The sequence below is a fragment of the Pseudomonas sp. NKUCC02_KPG genome, assembly GCF_019345465.1.
In the GTDB taxonomy this organism is placed as follows: Bacteria; Pseudomonadota; Gammaproteobacteria; order Pseudomonadales; family Pseudomonadaceae; genus Aquipseudomonas.
The window spans coordinates 12,992-30,173 of sequence record NZ_JAHKRC010000005.1; the positions used below are offsets into that span (position 1 = coordinate 12,992).

The 17,182-nt window shown below is 56.8% G+C and carries 14 protein-coding genes and 1 pseudogene; 1 reads left to right on the forward strand and 14 read right to left on the reverse strand.

The window, feature by feature from the left end:
* Positions 1-79 precede the first annotated feature (79 nt).
* Positions 80-985, forward strand: coding sequence for a LysR substrate-binding domain-containing protein (locus tag KO536_RS07960; RefSeq protein WP_219261619.1), 906 nt, complete (start codon positions 80-82; stop codon positions 983-985).
* Between the two features lie 24 nt (positions 986-1,009).
* On the opposite strand, the gene ispD is transcribed toward KO536_RS07960, so the two are convergent.
* From ispD to KO536_RS08030, 14 genes and pseudogenes are all read right to left on the reverse strand, one after another.
* Positions 1,010-1,714, reverse strand: a complete 705-nt coding sequence (ispD, locus tag KO536_RS07965; RefSeq protein ID WP_219261620.1) for a 2-C-methyl-D-erythritol 4-phosphate cytidylyltransferase — start codon at positions 1,712-1,714, stop codon at positions 1,010-1,012.
* Complete coding sequence (ftsB, locus tag KO536_RS07970; protein ID WP_019822218.1) at positions 1,711-1,989, reverse strand: cell division protein FtsB; 279 nt, start codon at positions 1,987-1,989, stop codon at positions 1,711-1,713. The genes ispD and ftsB overlap by 4 nt, the downstream gene beginning before the upstream one ends.
* Before the next feature lie 168 nt (positions 1,990-2,157).
* The gene (gene eno, locus KO536_RS07975) at positions 2,158-3,447 is read right to left on the reverse strand and encodes a phosphopyruvate hydratase (protein WP_133077716.1); all 1,290 of its coding nucleotides are present in this window, start codon (positions 3,445-3,447) and stop codon (positions 2,158-2,160) included.
* Positions 3,448-3,600: 153 nt separating this feature from the next.
* Positions 3,601-4,446 carry a 3-deoxy-8-phosphooctulonate synthase gene (gene kdsA / locus KO536_RS07980; RefSeq protein WP_019822215.1) on the reverse strand — a complete coding sequence of 282 codons (846 nt, stop codon included), beginning with the start codon at positions 4,444-4,446 and terminating at the stop codon, positions 3,601-3,603.
* A 5-nt stretch (positions 4,447-4,451) separates the two neighbouring features.
* Positions 4,452-6,083, reverse strand: a complete 1,632-nt coding sequence (locus tag KO536_RS07985; RefSeq protein ID WP_019822213.1) for a CTP synthase — start codon at positions 6,081-6,083, stop codon at positions 4,452-4,454.
* 272 nt (positions 6,084-6,355) lie between these two features.
* The gene (tilS, locus tag KO536_RS07990; protein WP_219261621.1) at positions 6,356-7,672 is read right to left on the reverse strand and encodes a tRNA lysidine(34) synthetase TilS; all 1,317 of its coding nucleotides are present in this window, start codon (positions 7,670-7,672) and stop codon (positions 6,356-6,358) included.
* A 108-nt stretch (positions 7,673-7,780) separates the two neighbouring features.
* Positions 7,781-8,728 (reverse strand): acetyl-CoA carboxylase carboxyltransferase subunit alpha, encoded by a 948-nt coding sequence (locus KO536_RS07995; RefSeq protein WP_046810490.1) that lies wholly within the window; start codon positions 8,726-8,728, stop codon positions 7,781-7,783.
* 184 nt (positions 8,729-8,912) lie between these two features.
* Positions 8,913-12,434 (reverse strand): DNA polymerase III subunit alpha, encoded by a 3,522-nt coding sequence (gene dnaE, locus KO536_RS08000; protein ID WP_133077718.1) that lies wholly within the window; start codon positions 12,432-12,434, stop codon positions 8,913-8,915.
* Positions 12,435-12,512: 78 nt separating this feature from the next.
* Positions 12,513-13,130: a ribonuclease HII gene (rnhB, locus tag KO536_RS08005; protein WP_133077719.1), complete on the reverse strand. Its 618-nt coding sequence runs from the start codon at positions 13,128-13,130 to the stop codon at positions 12,513-12,515.
* A gap of 11 nt (positions 13,131-13,141) precedes the next feature.
* Positions 13,142-14,272, reverse strand: coding sequence for a lipid-A-disaccharide synthase (gene lpxB / locus KO536_RS08010; protein WP_219261622.1), 1,131 nt, complete (start codon positions 14,270-14,272; stop codon positions 13,142-13,144).
* A 2-nt stretch (positions 14,273-14,274) separates the two neighbouring features.
* Positions 14,275-15,051 carry an acyl-ACP--UDP-N-acetylglucosamine O-acyltransferase gene (lpxA, locus tag KO536_RS08015; RefSeq protein ID WP_133077721.1) on the reverse strand — a complete coding sequence of 259 codons (777 nt, stop codon included), beginning with the start codon at positions 15,049-15,051 and terminating at the stop codon, positions 14,275-14,277.
* Positions 15,048-15,488: a 3-hydroxyacyl-ACP dehydratase FabZ gene (fabZ, locus tag KO536_RS08020; RefSeq protein ID WP_016781990.1), complete on the reverse strand. Its 441-nt coding sequence runs from the start codon at positions 15,486-15,488 to the stop codon at positions 15,048-15,050. Before fabZ ends, lpxA begins: the two co-directional genes overlap by 4 nt.
* A 109-nt stretch (positions 15,489-15,597) precedes the next feature.
* A pseudogene (gene lpxD / locus KO536_RS08025) lies at positions 15,598-16,652 on the reverse strand (UDP-3-O-(3-hydroxymyristoyl)glucosamine N-acyltransferase).
* Positions 16,653-16,654: 2 nt separating this feature from the next.
* Entirely contained in the window at positions 16,655-17,158 is a 504-nt protein-coding gene (locus tag KO536_RS08030; RefSeq protein ID WP_003440444.1) for an OmpH family outer membrane protein, read from the reverse strand.
* Between the last annotated feature and the right edge of the window lie 24 nt (positions 17,159-17,182).

Genomic DNA, 17,182 nt, shown 5'->3' on the forward strand with positions numbered 1-17,182 from the left:
CGACGAGTGTAAATCAGCGCTCAGTGATTAATAATCCAGGCAAAAGCAAAACATTATTGCCATGCAGGGATAATCAGCCGTGAATGAAAACCGCTGGGAAGGTATCGATGAGTTTGTCGCCGTGGCCGAGTGCGGCCAATTTACGGCGGCGGCCGAGCGCCTTGGCGTCTCGTCATCCCATATCAGTCGCCAGGTCGCGCGCCTCGAAGAGCGTCTGCAGACCCGTCTGTTTTATCGCAGTACCCGCAAGGTAACGCTGACAGAGGCAGGGCAAACTTTTTTGCAGCATTGCCAGCGCCTGCAGGACGGACGTGAAGAAGCACTGCGAGCGGTAGGAGATCTGGCCAGCGAGCCCAAGGGCATGTTGCGCATGACCTGCGCGGTGGCCTATGGCGAACGATTTATCGTGCCATTGGTGACGCGCTTCATGGGGCTGTATCCGCAGTTGCGGGTCGACATAGAACTCAGCAATCGACCACTGGACCTGGTACATGAAAGCCTGGACCTGGCGATTCGACTGGGACGCTTGCAGGACTCAAGGCTGGTGGCCACGCGGCTCGCACCCAGGCGCATGTATGTCTGCGCGTCACCTTCCTACCTGGAACATTATGGCCGCCCCCACAGCCTGTCAGAGCTGAGCCGACATAACTGTCTGATTGGTAGCTCGGATCTATGGCAATTGCAGCAGGACGGGCGTGAGTTTTCGCAACGGGTGCAGGGGAATTGGCGCTGCAATAGTGGGCAAGCGGTATTGGATGCGGCACTTCAAGGTGTAGGGCTTTGTCAACTGCCGGACTATTACGTATTGGAGCACTTGAAGACAGGGGCCCTGGTGTCTTTGCTCGACACTCACCAGCCGCCAAACACTGCTGTCTGGGCGCTTTATCCGCAACAGCGGCACTTGTCGCCCAAGGTCAGAAAGCTGGTGGATTACCTGAAGGAAGGTCTGGCCAAGCGGGAGGAGTATCTGACGCTATCTCTGTAGCAGCTGCCGAAGGTTTGTGTTTACTCAACGGTTAACCCAACGCAAACGCAACCACTCAAGGTCTTCCGGGCGAGTGACCTTGATATTGTCCCCACGCCCTTCGATCAGTCGCGGGGCCAGGCCGGCCCACTCCATTGCCGAAGATTCATCCGTGATGGTCGCATCGGCTACAAGGCTGTCCGCCAGAGCGCGATGCAATGGCCCCAGGCGAAACATCTGCGGTGTATAGGCTTGCCAGATCAAACTGCGATCAACGGTTTCAACCACACGACCTTTTTTGTCCACTCGCTTGAGTGTGTCCCGCGCAGGAACAGCCAGCAAACCACCCACCGGGTCGTCAGCCAACTCACCCAGCAGCTTGTCCAGGTCTTCACGGGACAGGTTTGGACGTGCCGCATCGTGGACCAATACCCAGTCGTCATCCGCCGCACCTTGCGCATGCAGGTACAGTAACGCGTTGAGTACGGAGTCCGCCCGTTCCCGCCCGCCGTCCACCCGCACAACCCGCGGATCAGAAGCACACGGCAATGACGGCCAGAAGGGATCATCAAAAGCAACGCTGACCACCAGCCCCTTGAGGCCTGGATGATCGAGAAAACAGCTGATGCTGTGTTCGAGAATACTGCGCCCGCCCAATTGCAAATATTGCTTGGGACGGTCCGCGGCCATACGGGCACCCACGCCCGCGGCAGGAATCACGGCCCAAAAGGCCGGTGATGAATGACTCATTGGGCCAACTGATAGAGGGTTTCACCCTCCTTGATCATGCCCAACTCATGGCGAGCGCGCTCTTCAACGGTCTCCATGCCTTTTTTAAGCTCCAGCACTTCCGCATCCAGCACGCGGTTACGCTCCAGCAAAATTTCGTTTTCAGCACGCTGATCGGCGATTTGCTGAGTCAGGTCGGTAACCTGCGCCAAACTGCCATTCCCCACCCACAGGCGATACTGTAGGCCAGCCAGCAGCAAGAGCAGGACGAGAAACAACCAATAGGGACTGCGCATCGAATATCAGGTATCCAGTAAAAAGACAGCCATGCCGACAAACGTAAACATCGAATAGTACAAAGCCTGGAAGAACCAGGCTTGTATACAGAAGCATCAGATTAGTGTCAAAAGACCCGCATTGACGAGCTTTTCAACACAATCTGCTGACTTTTTACGATTCAGTACTCAGCCGCGGAACTCGCCACGACCGTTGTACTTGGCTTTTGCACCCAATTGCTCTTCGATACGCAGCAATTGGTTGTACTTGGAAACACGATCAGAACGGCACAGAGAGCCGGTCTTGATCTGGCCAGCCGAAGTACCCACCGCCAGATCGGCAATCGTGGAATCTTCGGTTTCGCCGGAGCGGTGCGAGATCACAGCCGTGTAACCAGCAGCCTTGGCCATCTGAATGGCTTCCAGCGTTTCGGTCAGGGTACCGATCTGGTTGAACTTGATCAGGATCGAGTTGGCAATGCTCTTGTCGATGCCTTCTTTCAGGATCTTGGTGTTGGTTACGAACAGGTCGTCACCCACCAGTTGAACCTTCTCACCGATTTTGTCGGTCAGGATTTTCCAGCCATCCCAGTCAGACTCGTCCAGGCCGTCTTCGATGGAGATGATCGGGTAGCGCTGAGTCAGACCCTTGAGGTATTCAGCAAAACCTTCGGAACTGAAGACTTGACCTTCGCCCGACAGGTTGTATTTACCGTCTTCGTAGAATTCGCTGGCAGCGCAGTCCAGAGCCAGGGTCACGTCAGTGCCCAGGGTGTAACCGGCGTTTGCAACGGCTTCGGAGATCACTTTAAGTGCATCTTCGTTGGAAGCCAGGTTCGGTGCGAAACCACCTTCGTCGCCCACTGCGGTGTTCAGGCCACGGGCCTTGAGCACAGCTTTGAGGTGATGGAAGATTTCGGTGCCCATGCGCAGCGCGTCAGAAAAAGTCTTGGCGCCAACCGGCTGAACCATGAACTCTTGAATGTCGACGTTGTTATCAGCGTGCTCGCCACCGTTGATGATGTTCATCATCGGAACCGGCATCGAGTAAACACCCGGAGTGCCGTTCAGGTTGGCAATGTGTGCGTACAGCGGCAGGTCCTGGTCCTGGGCAGCGGCTTTGGCAGCAGCCAGAGACACGGCCAGGATGGCGTTGGCGCCCAGGGAGCCTTTGTTCTCAGTGCCGTCCAGCGCGATCATCGCGTGGTCCAGCGCCTTTTGGTCAACCGGGTCTTTACCCAGCAGCAAATCACGAATCGGGCCATTGATGTTGGCAACGGCTTTCAGCACGCCTTTGCCCAGGTAACGGCTCTTGTCGCCATCACGCAGTTCCAGCGCTTCACGGGAACCAGTGGATGCACCGGACGGCGCGCAAGCACTGCCGATGATGCCGTTGTCGAGAAGCACGTCCGCTTCCACAGTGGGATTGCCACGGGAGTCGAGAACTTCACGACCTTTGATGTCGACGATTTTTGCCATTGTTGTAAACACTCCAAAGTTGACGAAAACGACGCAGCTGAGGGAAATATTGTTATCGGCGGCAAGGGGCAAATAGCGGGCAGCCTTGCGGGCGATAAGGCTCGGGCCCTGAGGCCCGAGAAATCGTGCGGTACTTTACCGGAGAAACGAGGTTTACGCGGTTTCTATTGTCGGAAAACTTTTAACCAACTCATCCAGAGACTTCAGCTGGGCCAGGAAAGGCTCCAGCTTGTCCAGACGCAAGGCGCAAGGGCCGTCGCATTTGGCATTGTCCGGATCCGGGTGCGCCTCAAGGAACAGGCCCGCCAGGCCCTGGCTGATGCCAGCCTTGGCCAGGTCGGTCACTTGGGCACGACGACCACCGGCTGAGTCCGAGCGACCACCGGGCATTTGCAGCGCGTGGGTCACGTCGAAAAAGACCGGGTATTCGAACTGCTTCATGATGCCGAAGCCCAGCATGTCTACAACAAGGTTGTTGTAGCCAAAGCTGGAACCACGCTCGCAAAGGATCAACTGATCATTGCCCGCTTCTTCGCATTTGCTCAGGATGTGCTTCATTTCCTGAGGCGCAAGGAATTGGGCCTTTTTGATGTTGATCACGGCGCCGGTCTTGGCCATGGCCACGACCAGGTCAGTCTGACGCGACAGGAACGCCGGCAACTGGATGATGTCGCAGACTTCGGCGACCACGGCTGCTTGCGCAGGCTCGTGAACGTCGGTGATCAGCGGCACACCGAATGCAGCCTTGATGTCCTGAAAAATCCGCATGCCTTCTTCGAGGCCGGGGCCACGGTAAGAGCTGACAGATGAACGGTTGGCCTTGTCGAAACTGGCCTTGAACACGTAAGGGATGCCGAGCTTTTCGGTAACCCGTACGTATTCTTCGCACACCTGCATGGCCATATCACGGCTTTCCAGCACGTTCATGCCACCGAACAAGACCATTGGCTTGTCGTTGGCAATTTCGATATTGCCTACACGGATAATCTTTTGCGCCATTCTGATTACGCCTTCTTCTCGTGTTGCGCCAGTGCAGCTTTGACGAAACCGGTGAACAGTGGATGGCCATCACGTGGCGTGGAGGTGAACTCCGGGTGGAACTGGCAAGCGACGAACCAAGGATGATCCGGAGCTTCAACCACTTCTACCAGCGCGCCGTCACCGGAGCGACCGGTCACTTTCAGGCCTGCTTCAGTCAGTTGCGGCAGCAGGTTGTTGTTCACTTCGTAGCGATGACGATGACGCTCAACAATCACGTCCTTGGCATAGCAGTCGTGAACCAGGGAACCGGCTTGCAGCTGGCAATCCTGCGCACCCAGACGCATGGTGCCGCCCAGATCCGACGTTTCGGTACGGGTTTCGACTGCACCGGTGGCGTCTTCCCACTCAGTGATCAGGCCCACAACCGGATGGCCGCTGCTGCGATCGAACTCGGTGGAGTTGGCGTCTTTCCAGCCCAGCACGTTACGTGCGAACTCGATTACCGCTACTTGCATGCCCAGGCAGATACCCAGGTATGGAACCTTGTTCTCGCGAGCGTACTGAACAGCAGTGATCTTGCCTTCTACGCCGCGCAGACCGAAGCCGCCCGGAACCAGAATGGCATCACAGCCTTCAAGCAGTTCAGTGCCTTTGTTTTCGATGTCTTCGGAGTCGATATAACGCAGGTTGACCTTGGTACGGTTGGAAATACCGGCGTGACTCATCGCTTCGATCAGCGACTTGTACGCGTCCAGCAGCTCCATGTACTTGCCCACCATCGCGATGGTGACTTCGTGCTCTGGATTGAGCTTGGCATCGACAACCTGTTCCCATTCGGACAGGTCGGCGCTGTTGCATTCAAGGCCGAAACGCTCGACAACGAAATCATCCAGACCCTGGGCGTGCAGCATGCCCGGGATGCGGTAGATGGTGTCGGCGTCTTCCAGCGAAATAACGGCACGCTCTTCAACGTTGGTGAACAACGCAATCTTGCGACGCGAAGAAATATCAACGTGGTGATCGGAACGGCAGATCAGGACATCTGGCTGCAGGCCGATGGAGCGCAATTCTTTAACCGAGTGTTGCGTTGGTTTGGTTTTCGTTTCGCCAGCAGTGGCGATGTACGGAACCAGCGTCAGGTGCATCAGCATGGCGCGCTTGGCGCCCACTTCGATGCGCAACTGACGGATAGCCTCGAGGAACGGTTGGGACTCAATGTCACCCACAGTACCGCCAATCTCAACCATCGCTACGTCGGCATCGCCGGCGCCCTTGATGATCCGACGTTTGATTTCGTCGGTGATGTGCGGAATCACCTGGATGGTTGCACCCAGGTAATCACCACGGCGCTCCTTGCGCAGGACGTGTTCGTAAACGCGGCCCGTGGTGAAGTTGTTGTTCTGGGTCATGGTCGTGCGGATGAACCGCTCGTAATGCCCCAAGTCCAGGTCGGTTTCGGCGCCGTCGTGAGTGACGAACACTTCACCGTGCTGGAACGGGCTCATGGTGCCCGGATCAACGTTGATGTAGGGGTCCAGCTTCAGCATGGTGACCTTAAGTCCCCGCGCCTCCAGGATGGCTGCCAATGAAGCCGAGGCAATGCCTTTCCCCAATGAAGAAACAACACCGCCCGTGACGAAGATGTAGCGCGTCATGAAAAACCCTAGAAGTCTGCGTTAAAGCGGTCAGAGCCGCCGGGGAAAGCGAAGGAAGGCCGAAGCCCCCAATCACCAGCATTAGTCACAGTGCACCTTTCGAAAAACTGCTGCGTTGAAACAGACCGACGTAAATCATCGGTTCGATGCAAGCCACACATTTTTTTAAAATCGCCCAGCAAAGACTGCTTGGTAATCGGCAACTTCTGTAATTCCGGTGAATCCACAGAAGTTGTATCAAGAAGGGAGCGTAGTCTACCGGAAACCCCCTTTCAGCTCAAACCTTGATCGCTCGAAGTTGGCAGCCACTGTAATTGCCAGCGTCCACAGGGGCTGGAGTCCAGTCCATTGAGGTTTGCCACGGCCAATAACTGCTCATTGCGGTACAGAAGCGGCAATCTGCCACGGGCAAACAACGGAACACCCCGCTCGTTGAACAACCGCTTCAGATCACGGTGACCGCGCTGTTCCAGCGCCATCACTTCGCCCCCTTGACGATAGCTCACTTGCAAGGGGCCATCGGCCGTCGTCCCGACAAAGCGCACCTGACCATTACCCGGCAGGGTCAGCGCCTGGTCGGGTTGCGTCCACAATCCTGGCACAGCGGGCGGGAGCAACCAGTCACCGGACAACCACCAGATGCGGCCGCCAGCGCGATGCAGCTCACCGCCGGCGAGTTTCCAGAGCGGTTGGGCACCCTCACGGGCGTCACGCAGGGCATTCCACCCAGCCCAGTGATCGGTATCAGGCAATGGGGTGAATGCTGCCAGCCAGTGACGCAATGCGTTGCGCTGACGTGCAGGCGACAGACGGACGATGGGCGCAAGCGCCAGCGAGGGCACCCCGAGCCAGGCAAATTCGGTGTCTGTACCCGCATCGCGAAGATCCTGTTGCGCCAACTCATCAAGCAGGCCTTGAGCCTCGGCACAATGGGCTGCACTGCGGGCCAGGCTGGCAGCCGCCTGTGGCCATCGCCGTGCGAGGACTGGAAACACTTCATGGCGCAAATAATTACGGGAAAAATCTGTTTGGGCGTTGGACGGGTCTTCGATCCAGCCCAGTCCCTGCTCAAGGGCGCAAGCCTCAAGCTGAGCGCGAGAAACGTCCAGCAAAGGCCGGCACAGGTGCCCTGCCCCCAAACGTCGTTGACGAGGCATGGCCGCCAACCCGTTGACCCCTGCCCCTCTCAGCAGGCGAAACAGCAGGGTTTCAGCCTGATCGTCACGGTGCTGCCCGACCAGCAGCACCTCTTCAACACCCGTCAGCGCAGCAAACGCCTGATAGCGCGCATCCCGCGCCGCACGCTCGACACTTGCGCCTGCCTGCACCTGCACGCGAATCACCTGCAACGGCACGCTCAACCGGTCACACAGCGCCTGACAATGATCCGGCCACGCATCAGCCGCCGCCTGCAGGCCATGATGAACATGGACAGCGGTAATGGGCGGTAATGGGTGGGTCTGGCGCAATTGAACGAGAAGGTGAAGCAGCACAGTCGAATCGAGACCGCCGGAGAGCGCGACATGCCAGGCCTTGGCGTTGCGCCAGGGGCTGAGGGCTTGCAGCAGCGGAATCGATAGACTGGGCATTACGCAATCCTGTAGGAGCGGGCTTGCTCGCGATGCTGACTACTCGATCTTTGAGCCAAACCGCGCAGATGCCATCGCGGGCAAGCCCGCTCCCACACTAAATCCGAATCAGAGACCGTAGCTCATCAGACGATCGTAACGACGCTTGAGCAGTGTTTCGTGATCCAGCTTGTTCAGCATGTCCAGCTGGGAAATCAGGTCGGCACGAATGCTGGCAGACGCAGCAGCCGGGTCACGGTGTGCGCCACCCAATGGCTCGCCAATCACCTTGTCCACGATACCCAGGCCTTTGAGGCGCTCGGCGGTTATGCCCATGGCCTCAGCGGCGTCCGGTGCTTTTTCTGCGGTTTTCCACAGAATCGATGCGCAACCTTCCGGCGAGATCACCGCGTAGGTCGAGTACTGCAGCATGTTCAACTGGTCGCAAACGCCAATCGCCAAGGCACCGCCCGAACCGCCTTCGCCGATAACGGTGGCGATGATCGGGGTTTTCAGGCGCGACATGACACGCAGGTTCCAGGCAATGGCCTCGCTCTGGTTACGCTCTTCAGCGTCGATGCCAGGGTAAGCACCCGGCGTGTCGATGAAGGTCAGGATCGGCATTTTGAAACGCTCGGCCATTTCCATCAAACGGCAGGCCTTGCGATAGCCTTCAGGACGCGGCATACCGAAGTTGCGGCGTACCTTTTCACGGACTTCACGGCCTTTCTGGTGACCAATCACCATCACTGGCTGATCGTCCAGGCGGGCAATACCGCCAACGATGGCCGCATCATCCGAGAAATGACGGTCGCCATGCAGCTCATCGAACTCGGTGAAGATGTGATCGATGTAGTCCAGTGTGTATGGACGACGCGGGTGACGGGCCAAACGGGCAATCTGCCAGCTGGTCAGCTTGCCGAAAATATCTTCAGTCAGCGTTTTGCTTTTGTCTTGCAGACGAGAGATTTCATCACTGATATTCAGCGAATTGTCATTACCAACCAAGCGCAACTCTTCGATTTTGGCTTGCAGGTCAGCAATCGGCTGTTCGAAATCAAGAAAATTCGGGTTCATAAGCATCCGTCTTGGGTCGGCGGCAAAGCATGCCAGAAGGTCTGAAACCCAGCATTTACTGGCGTTTCGAACCGAGCTGGGGCAGCCGGTTGATCTGTATCGCGCCTACCTTAAGGGACAGGCGCTCTCAGGTCGAGATTAAAAATTCAGGTCGAGGTCAGGGCGCAGCTGTAGCCCCTGACCGTCAACGGTATTGGAGGAAGACGTTGTCTCGCCCGAACTGGTCACGCAGGGCTTGAATCAAGCTGTCTGCCGGATCGATCCGCCAGGTCTCGCCAAACTGCAACATGGCCTTGGCGTCTTCGCCGGTGTAATCCATGGTGATCGGGCACGCACCACGATGTTTCTTGAACAATTCGCCCAACCAGCGCAACTGATCGCCCTTGAGTGCAGCCCGATTCACTTTCAGGCGCAAGCTCTCGGCCAGGCTGGTGCGGGCATCTTCCATGCTCATCACCCGCTTGACCCTCAGGCGCAGCCCGCCAGAGAAGTCATCATTACTGACCTCCCCTTCGACCACCACCATCGCATCGGTCTGCAACAATGACTGTGCCGAATGGAAGGCCTCGGCAAACAGCGAGGCTTCGATACGCGCCGACCGGTCGTCGAGGGTGATAAAGCCCATCTTGTCGCCTTTTTTGTTCTTCATCACCCGCAACGCAATGATCATCCCGGCAACGGTCTGAGTATCGCGCGCAGGCTTGAGATCAATAATGCGCTGACGCGCAAAACGACGGATTTCGCCTTCATATTCGTCAATTGGATGACCGGTCAGGTACAGGCCCAACGTGTCCTTCTCGCCTTTGAGTCGCTCCTTGAGCGTCAGTTCCTTGGCCTTGCGGTGATTGGCGTAGACGTCTGCGTCCACTTCGACAAACAACCCGCCAAACAGGTCGGCGTGACCGCTGTCATGGGTGCGCGCGGTTTGTTCGGCAGCCTTGATTGCTTCTTCCAGGGCCGACAACAACACCGCGCGGTTCTGGTCGATGCTGGCTTGCCAGGCTTTGGGCTCGTCATGAAAGAACGGCCCAAGACGGTCCAGTGCACCACTTCGAATCAGACCGTCGAGTGTGCGCTTGTTGATGCGCTTGAGGTCAACCCGGGCACAGAAATCGAACAGATCCGTGAACGGACCGTCCTGACGCGCTTCGGTGATGGCCTCTACAGGCCCCTCGCCAACACCCTTGATCGCCCCAAGGCCGTAAATGATCCGGCCTTCATCGTTTACGGTGAATTTGAACTCCGAGGCGTTCACGTCCGGCGCGTCCAGACGCAGCTTCATGCTGCGAATTTCTTCGATCAGGATCACGACCTTGTCGGTGTTATGCATATCCGCCGACAGTACCGCGGCCATGAAAGGTGCCGGGTAGTGGGTTTTCAGCCAGGCAGTCTGGTACGACACCAGGCCGTAGGCAGCGGAGTGGGATTTGTTGAATCCGTAACCGGCGAATTTCTCTACCAGGTCAAAAATGTTACCGGCCAGGTCGCCATCAATGTTGTTGTTGGCACAACCTTCAATAAAACCGCCGCGCTGCTTGGCCATTTCTTCGGGTTTTTTCTTACCCATTGCCCGACGCAGCATGTCGGCGCCGCCGAGGGTATAACCGGCCATGACCTGGGCAATCTGCATCACCTGTTCCTGGTACAGGATGATGCCGTAGGTCGGCGCCAAGACTGGCTTGAGACCTTCGTACTGATAGTCGGAATGCGGGTACGCCAATTCGGCGCGACCGTGCTTGCGGTTGATAAAGTCATCAACCATGCCGGACTGCAGCGGACCCGGACGGAACAGGGCCACCAGTGCGATCAAGTCTTCCAGGCAGTCGGGCTTGAGCTTTTTGATCAGCTCTTTCATGCCGCGCGACTCAAGCTGGAACACCGCAGTGGTCTCGGCCTTTTGCAGCAATTGATACGTCGGCTTGTCGTCGAGCGGGATAAAGGCGATATCCAGTGGCGGCTCATCAACCTTGGCGCGATCGCGGTTGATGGTTTTCAGCGCCCAGTCAATAACCGTCAGGGTCCGCAGACCCAGGAAGTCGAACTTCACCAGGCCGGCAGACTCAACGTCATCTTTATCGAACTGGGTAACCAGACCGCCGCCCTCTTCATCGCAGTAAATCGGCGAGAAGTCGGTCAGTTTGGTCGGCGCAATAACCACACCACCGGCGTGCTTGCCGACGTTACGCACAACGCCTTCAAGTTTGCGGGCCATTTCCCAGATTTCAGCGGCTTCCTCATCGACCTTGATGAAGTCACGCAGGATTTCTTCTTGCTCAAAGGCTTTTTCAAGCGTCATGCCGACTTCAAAAGGAATCATCTTCGACAGACGATCCGCCAGGCCGTAAGACTTGCCCTGCACCCGCGCCACGTCACGGATTACCGCCTTGGCAGCCATCGAACCAAACGTGATGATCTGGCTTACAGCGTTGCGGCCATATTTTTCGGCCACATACTCGATCACCCGGTCACGACCGTCCATGCAGAAGTCGACGTCGAAGTCGGGCATCGATACCCGTTCCGGGTTAAGGAATCGCTCGAACAGCAAGTCATATTCCAGCGGGTCGAGGTCAGTAATCTTCTGCACATAGGCCACCAGCGATCCGGCACCCGATCCACGGCCCGGCCCCACAGGTACGCCGTTGCTCTTGGCCCACTGGATAAAGTCCATCACGATCAGGAAGTAGCCCGGGAACCCCATCTGGATGATGATATCCAGCTCGAAATTCAGCCGGTCGACATACACCTGCCGCTTGGCGTCGTAATCCTCGGTGGTGTCCCTGGGCAGCAGAACGCTCAGACGGTCTTCCAGACCATCAAACGACACCTTGCGGAAATACTCATCGATGGTCATGCCATCGGGAATCGGAAAGTTGGGCAAAAAGTGAGTACCCAGCTTCACTTCGATATTGCAGCGCTTGGCAATTTCAACCGTGTTTGCCAGCGCCTCAGGCAAGTCACTGAACAGCTCGGCCATTTCCTCGGCGCTTTTCAGATACTGCTGATCGCTGTAATTCTTTGAACGGCGCGGGTCATCCAGCGCCCGGCCTTCACCGATGCAAACACGGGTTTCGTGGGCTTCGAAATCCTGCTGCTTGATGAAACGCACATCGTTGGTCGCAACCAGTGGCGCGCCAATTTTGTCCGCCAGGGCGACGGCAGCATGCAGATGCTCTTCATCGTTGGGACGCTTGGTGCGCTGAACTTCGATGTAGAAACGATCCGGGAACACCGCCATCCATTCGCGGGCCAGGGCCTCGGCTTCTTCAGTGTTGCCACTGATCAGCGCGACGCCAATCTCGCCCTCTTTCGCCGCCGACAACATGATCAGGCCTTCTGCAGCCTCGGCAACCCATTCGCGCTCAATGATGACCTGGCCATTACGCTGGCCATCGATGTAACCACGGGAAATAAGCTCGGTCAGGTTGCGATAACCCAACGGGTTCATTGCCAGCAGGCTGATTCGGCTGAGCGGGTTTTCCGGATCCTTGTTCGACAGCCACAGGTCCGCACCACTGATCGGCTTGATCCCGCCCCCCATGGCGGCCTTATAGAACTTGACCAGGGAGCACATGTTGTTCTGATCGGTCACCGCAACAGCGGGCATATTCATGCCAGCTAGGGTTTTGATCAGCGGTTTGATCCGCACCAGGCCATCGACCAGGGAATATTCAGTGTGCAGGCGCAGGTGAACGAATGAAGCCGGCATGGTGATCCTGTCTATAAGCTTTGAGAAACAACAAGGCCCGGATTGTACCGGGCCTTGGCAAAAACATCAGCCTTGCGGCTAAACCTTGGCAAGACCTTCAAGCGCCTCATACGCACGACGAACCGGGCCAAACGAACGCCGGTGAATCGGTGTCGGGCCCAGACGCTCAAGCGCTTCGAGGTGAACAGCCGTTGGATACCCCTTGTGCCCACCAATCCCATAGCCCGGGTATTGCAGCTCAAAGGCAGCCATTTCACGGTCACGACTGACCTTGGCCAAAATCGATGCTGCCGCAATCGCAGGCACCTTGCTATCACCCTTCACCACAGCCTCAGAAGGCATTGTCAGCTTGGGGCAGCGATTACCGTCGATCATCGCCAGTTTAGGGGTAATGCTCAGCCCTTCGACAGCGCGCTGCATGGCCAGCATCGTGGCGTGCAAAATATTCAGCTCATCGATTTCTTCAACTTCGGCCCGGGCAATACACCAGCTCAAAGCCTTTTCACGGATTTCGTCGTACAGCTTTTCGCGACGGGCCTCGGTGAGTTTTTTCGAGTCGTTGAGCCCGGCTATAGGCCGGTTGGGGTCAAGAATAACGGCCGCCGTCACGACAGCGCCGCACAATGGGCCGCGCCCCACTTCGTCGACACCGGCCACGAGGTCTTCGACCAGATTGAAATCCAACCCGATTTGCATGGTTACTTTACTCATTTGGATTGTGCAATCAGGTCCAGTACCGCTTTAGCGGCCTGATTGGAAGCGTCGAGACGCAATGTACGATGAATTTCGTCAAAGCCGCGGGTCTGCTCTTCGCCACCCTCGAGCAAAGGCAGCAACGTGCGGGCCAGCGCCTCAGGCGTGGCGGCATCCTGCAAGAGCTCGGGCACCAACATGCGCTGAGCCAGCAAATTGGGCAGGGACACGTAAGGGCTTTTGACCAGCCGCTTGAGGATCCAGAACGTCAGACGTGCAAGGCGATAAGCCACCACCATTGGCCGTTTGTAGAGCAAGGCCTCAAGCGTCGCGGTACCGGATGCAATCAATACCGCATCACAGGCCGCCAGTGCCAGATGGGATTGACCGTCAAGCAAGGTCAGCGGCAGATCACGCCCCACCAGCATCTGCTCGATCTGCTCGCGACGTGCGGCGCTCGCGCATGGCAATACAAAATGCACATCTGGCCGGGCCTCTCGAATTATCTGCGCTGCATCGAGAAACAGACCGCCCAGCTTGCCCACTTCTCCGCCGCGGCTGCCCGGCATCAAGGCGACCAACGGCCCGTCAGACAGGCCCAACTCGGCTCGGGCACCGGTTTTATCGGCTTCAAGGGGGATAGTGTCGGCCAATGAATGACCAACGAAGCGCACGGGCACGCCGTGCTCTTCGTAGAATTTGGCTTCAAACGGCAGCAGCGTCAGCATCAAATCGCAACCTTCGCGAATTTTCAGCACTCGCTTCTGACGCCACGCCCATACGGACGGGCTGACGTAATGCACGGTCTTGATCCCGGCACGGCGCAATTGAAGTTCAATATTGAGGGTGAAATCGGGCGCATCGATACCGATAAACACATCGGGTTTTTCGGCGATCAGGGTCTGGACAAGGAGTTTGCGGCGCTTAAGCAGTTCTCGCAGACGACCCAACACTTCGACCAGGCCCATTACCGACAGACGCTCCATCGGGAAGTAGGAGCTCATGCCCTCAGCTTCCATCAATGGACCGCCAACGCCGATAAATTCGATATCAGAATGCTGAGCCTTGAGCGCTCTCATCAATCCTGAGCCCAAAATGTCGCCCGAGGCCTCTCCCGCCACCAGCGCGATACGCAATCTGGCCATGACTAGCGCGTAATGCCGCGGGAGGAAGAACGAATGGACTCTACAAACATGGCAACTTCCGGGAACTGCACCGCAGGCTCAGCCAGCTCGGCGAGCGCCTGGTCAACGGTCAAGCCCTGGCGATAAACCACTTTGTAGGCACGACGCAACGCATGAATGGCATCTTCACTGAAGCCGCGACGACGCATACCTTCGAAGTTCATGCTGCGTGCTTCGGCAGGACTGCCAAACACGGTCACGAACGCAGGCACATCCTTGCCGATTGCAGTACCCATGCCCGAAAAGCTGTGGGCACCAATGTGGCAGAACTGATGAACCAGCGTGAAACCTGACAGGATCGCCCAATCTCCCATATGCACATGACCCGCCAACGCGGCGTTATTGACCAGAATGCAATGGTTGCCGATGACGCTGTCATGGCCGATGTGAGCATAAGCCATCACCAGATTGTGATCGCCCAGGGTAGTTTCGGCACGGTCCTGAATCGTTCCGCGATGAATAGTGACCCCTTCACGAATAACGTTATGGTCACCGATCACCAGGCGAGTTTCCTCCCCCTTGTACTTGAGATCAGGAGTGTCTTCACCTACCGAAGAAAACTGGTAGATGCGATTGTGCTTACCGATTTTGGTTGGGCCTTTGAGAATTACATGCGGCCCAATCACTGTCCCCTCGCCGATTTCCACACCAGCGCCGACGATCGACCAAGGGCCGACCTCGACGTCGTCGGCCAAAATGGCCGTCGGATCGATGATTGCGCGAGGGTCAATCAAACTCATAGTTTGCGTTCCGCACAGATAATTTCAGCTGAGCATACCGGCTTGCCATCAACCGTTGCCTGGCATTCAAACTTCCAGATGGAGCGTTTGCAGCTCAGGAACTTGGCCTCCAGGATCAGTTGATCACCTGGCAGCACAGGTTGACGGAAGCGTAGTTTGTCGGAGCCTACGAAGTAGTAGAGCGTACCGTCAGCCGGCTTGAGGTCCATCATCTTGAAGCCAAGGATGCCAGCAGCCTGAGCCATGGCTTCAATGATCAATACACCGGGCATGATCGGGTGCGCCGGGAAGTGACCGTTGAAAAATGGCTCGTTGATGCTGACATTCTTGTAGGCACGAATGCGCTTGTTCTCGACATCCAGATCCACCACTCGGTCCACCAGCAGGAACGGGTAACGGTGGGGCAGATATTCGCGAATCTCGTTGATGTCCATCATTTCGTGGGGAAGCCTGTAATAAAGATTGGGCGCGCGCGACTAAGGCGCGCTCCTCTAGCAAATCAAGGAAGCAAACCAGAGGCTCTGCATGCTTGATATGGAAATTGTATTAGCCTTTTGAAGAAGCATTACCGTCGGGGGTCACTTACCGACGCGCTTTTCCAGTTGTTTCAACCGCCGGGCTATATCGTCCAACTGACGAATACGTGCCGCACTTTTGCGCCACTCAGCGGCTGGCTGCATGGCGGTGCCGGAAGAGTAGGCGCCAGGCTCGGTAATCGAGTGGGTCACCATCGTCATGCCAGTCAAGAACACATTGTCACAAATTTCAATGTGCCCCACCAAACCGACACCCCCCGCCAACATGCAGTGCTTGCCGATTTTAGTGCTACCGGAAATCCCTACACAGGCGGCCATAGCCGTATGGTCACCGATCTGAACGTTGTGCGCGATCTGGATCTGGTTGTCCAGCTTGACGCCATTACCGATCAGCGTGTCAGCCAAAGCACCGCGATCGATAGCGGTATTGACACCGATTTCGACATCATCACCGATGGTCACGCCACCGATTTGCGCAATTTTTTGCCAAACACCCTTCTCATTGGCAAAGCCAAAACCTTCGCCTCCCAGCACAGCACCCGATTGAATGACGACTCGCTTGCCGATGCGGACATCGTGATAGAGCGTCACTCGTGGAGCCAGCCAGCCGCCTTCGCCAATTTCGCAACGAGCCCCGATGAAGCAATGAGGCCCGACCGTGACACCGGCAGCGATGCGAGCACCGCTTTCGATCACGGCAAAAGCACCAATGCTCGCCGCAGGGTCAACCACCGCGTCAGCAGCAATGACCGCCGATGGATGAACGCCGGCAGCCGCCTTGGGCTTGGGATCGAACAGATGGGAGATGCGTGCATATGCCAGGTAAGGATCAGGTACAACCAGGGCATCACCGACATACTCTTCGGCGTCAGCAGCCTTGAGCAATACAGCTCCAGCCTGGCAATCGACGAGAAATTTCCGGTACTGGGGGTTGGCCAGAAAGCTCAACTGAGCTGGGCCAGCCTCTTGCAAAGTGGCTAGCCCAGTGATTTCTTTCTCCGCAGAGCCACGCAAGGTGGCGCCGAGGAACTCGGCCAATTGGCCGAGTTTTATAGTCGCAGTCATAATTACTTCAGCTGGTTCATGCGCTCGATAACTTGGCGAGTGATGTCGTACTGAGGCTTAACATCAATCACAGCACCACGCTCGAATACCAGGTCAAAGGCGCCTTTTTTGATGACTTCTTCAACAGCGCTGTCCAGTTTTGGCTTCAGCTGTTTCAGCATTTCGCGGTCAGCAACGGCTTTGGCTTCGTTCAGTTCCTTGGACTGGAACTGGAAGTCACGGGCCTTTTGCTTGAATTCAAGCTCCAGACGCTCACGCTCGCCCTGCTGCATTTTGTCGCCGCCCTTCACCAGGCGGTCCTGAATACCTTTGGCGCTGCTTTCCAGGCTTTTGAGCTTGGTCAGTTGCGGGCCAAATTTCTTCTCGGCATCTACGGCATAACGCTTGGCAGCGTCCGATTCAAGCAAAGCCATCTGATAGTTCAGTACGGCAATTTTCATATCGGCGAAAGCCGGGCCAGCTACCAAAACCGAAGCCAGGAGAACCAATTGAGTCAACTTACGCACGATGCACTCCTAAAAAATCCGTTG

Coding starts and splice junctions, on each gene's coding strand:
- ispD (WP_219261620.1), bottom strand. CDS start 1,714: ATGAGTCATTCATCACCGGCCTTTTGGGCCGTGATTCCTGCCGCGGGC.
- ftsB (WP_019822218.1), bottom strand. CDS start 1,989: ATGCGCAGTCCCTATTGGTTGTTTCTCGTCCTGCTCTTGCTGCTGGCT.
- eno (WP_133077716.1), bottom strand. CDS start 3,447: ATGGCAAAAATCGTCGACATCAAAGGTCGTGAAGTTCTCGACTCCCGT.
- kdsA (WP_019822215.1), bottom strand. CDS start 4,446: ATGGCGCAAAAGATTATCCGTGTAGGCAATATCGAAATTGCCAACGAC.
- KO536_RS07985 (WP_019822213.1), bottom strand. CDS start 6,083: ATGACGCGCTACATCTTCGTCACGGGCGGTGTTGTTTCTTCATTGGGG.
- tilS (WP_219261621.1), bottom strand. CDS start 7,672: ATGCCCAGTCTATCGATTCCGCTGCTGCAAGCCCTCAGCCCCTGGCGC.
- KO536_RS07995 (WP_046810490.1), bottom strand. CDS start 8,728: ATGAACCCGAATTTTCTTGATTTCGAACAGCCGATTGCTGACCTGCAA.
- dnaE (WP_133077718.1), bottom strand. CDS start 12,434: ATGCCGGCTTCATTCGTTCACCTGCGCCTGCACACTGAATATTCCCTG.
- rnhB (WP_133077719.1), bottom strand. CDS start 13,130: ATGCAAATCGGGTTGGATTTCAATCTGGTCGAAGACCTCGTGGCCGGT.
- lpxB (WP_219261622.1), bottom strand. CDS start 14,272: ATGGCCAGATTGCGTATCGCGCTGGTGGCGGGAGAGGCCTCGGGCGAC.
- lpxA (WP_133077721.1), bottom strand. CDS start 15,051: ATGAGTTTGATTGACCCTCGCGCAATCATCGATCCGACGGCCATTTTG.
- fabZ (WP_016781990.1), bottom strand. CDS start 15,488: ATGATGGACATCAACGAGATTCGCGAATATCTGCCCCACCGTTACCCG.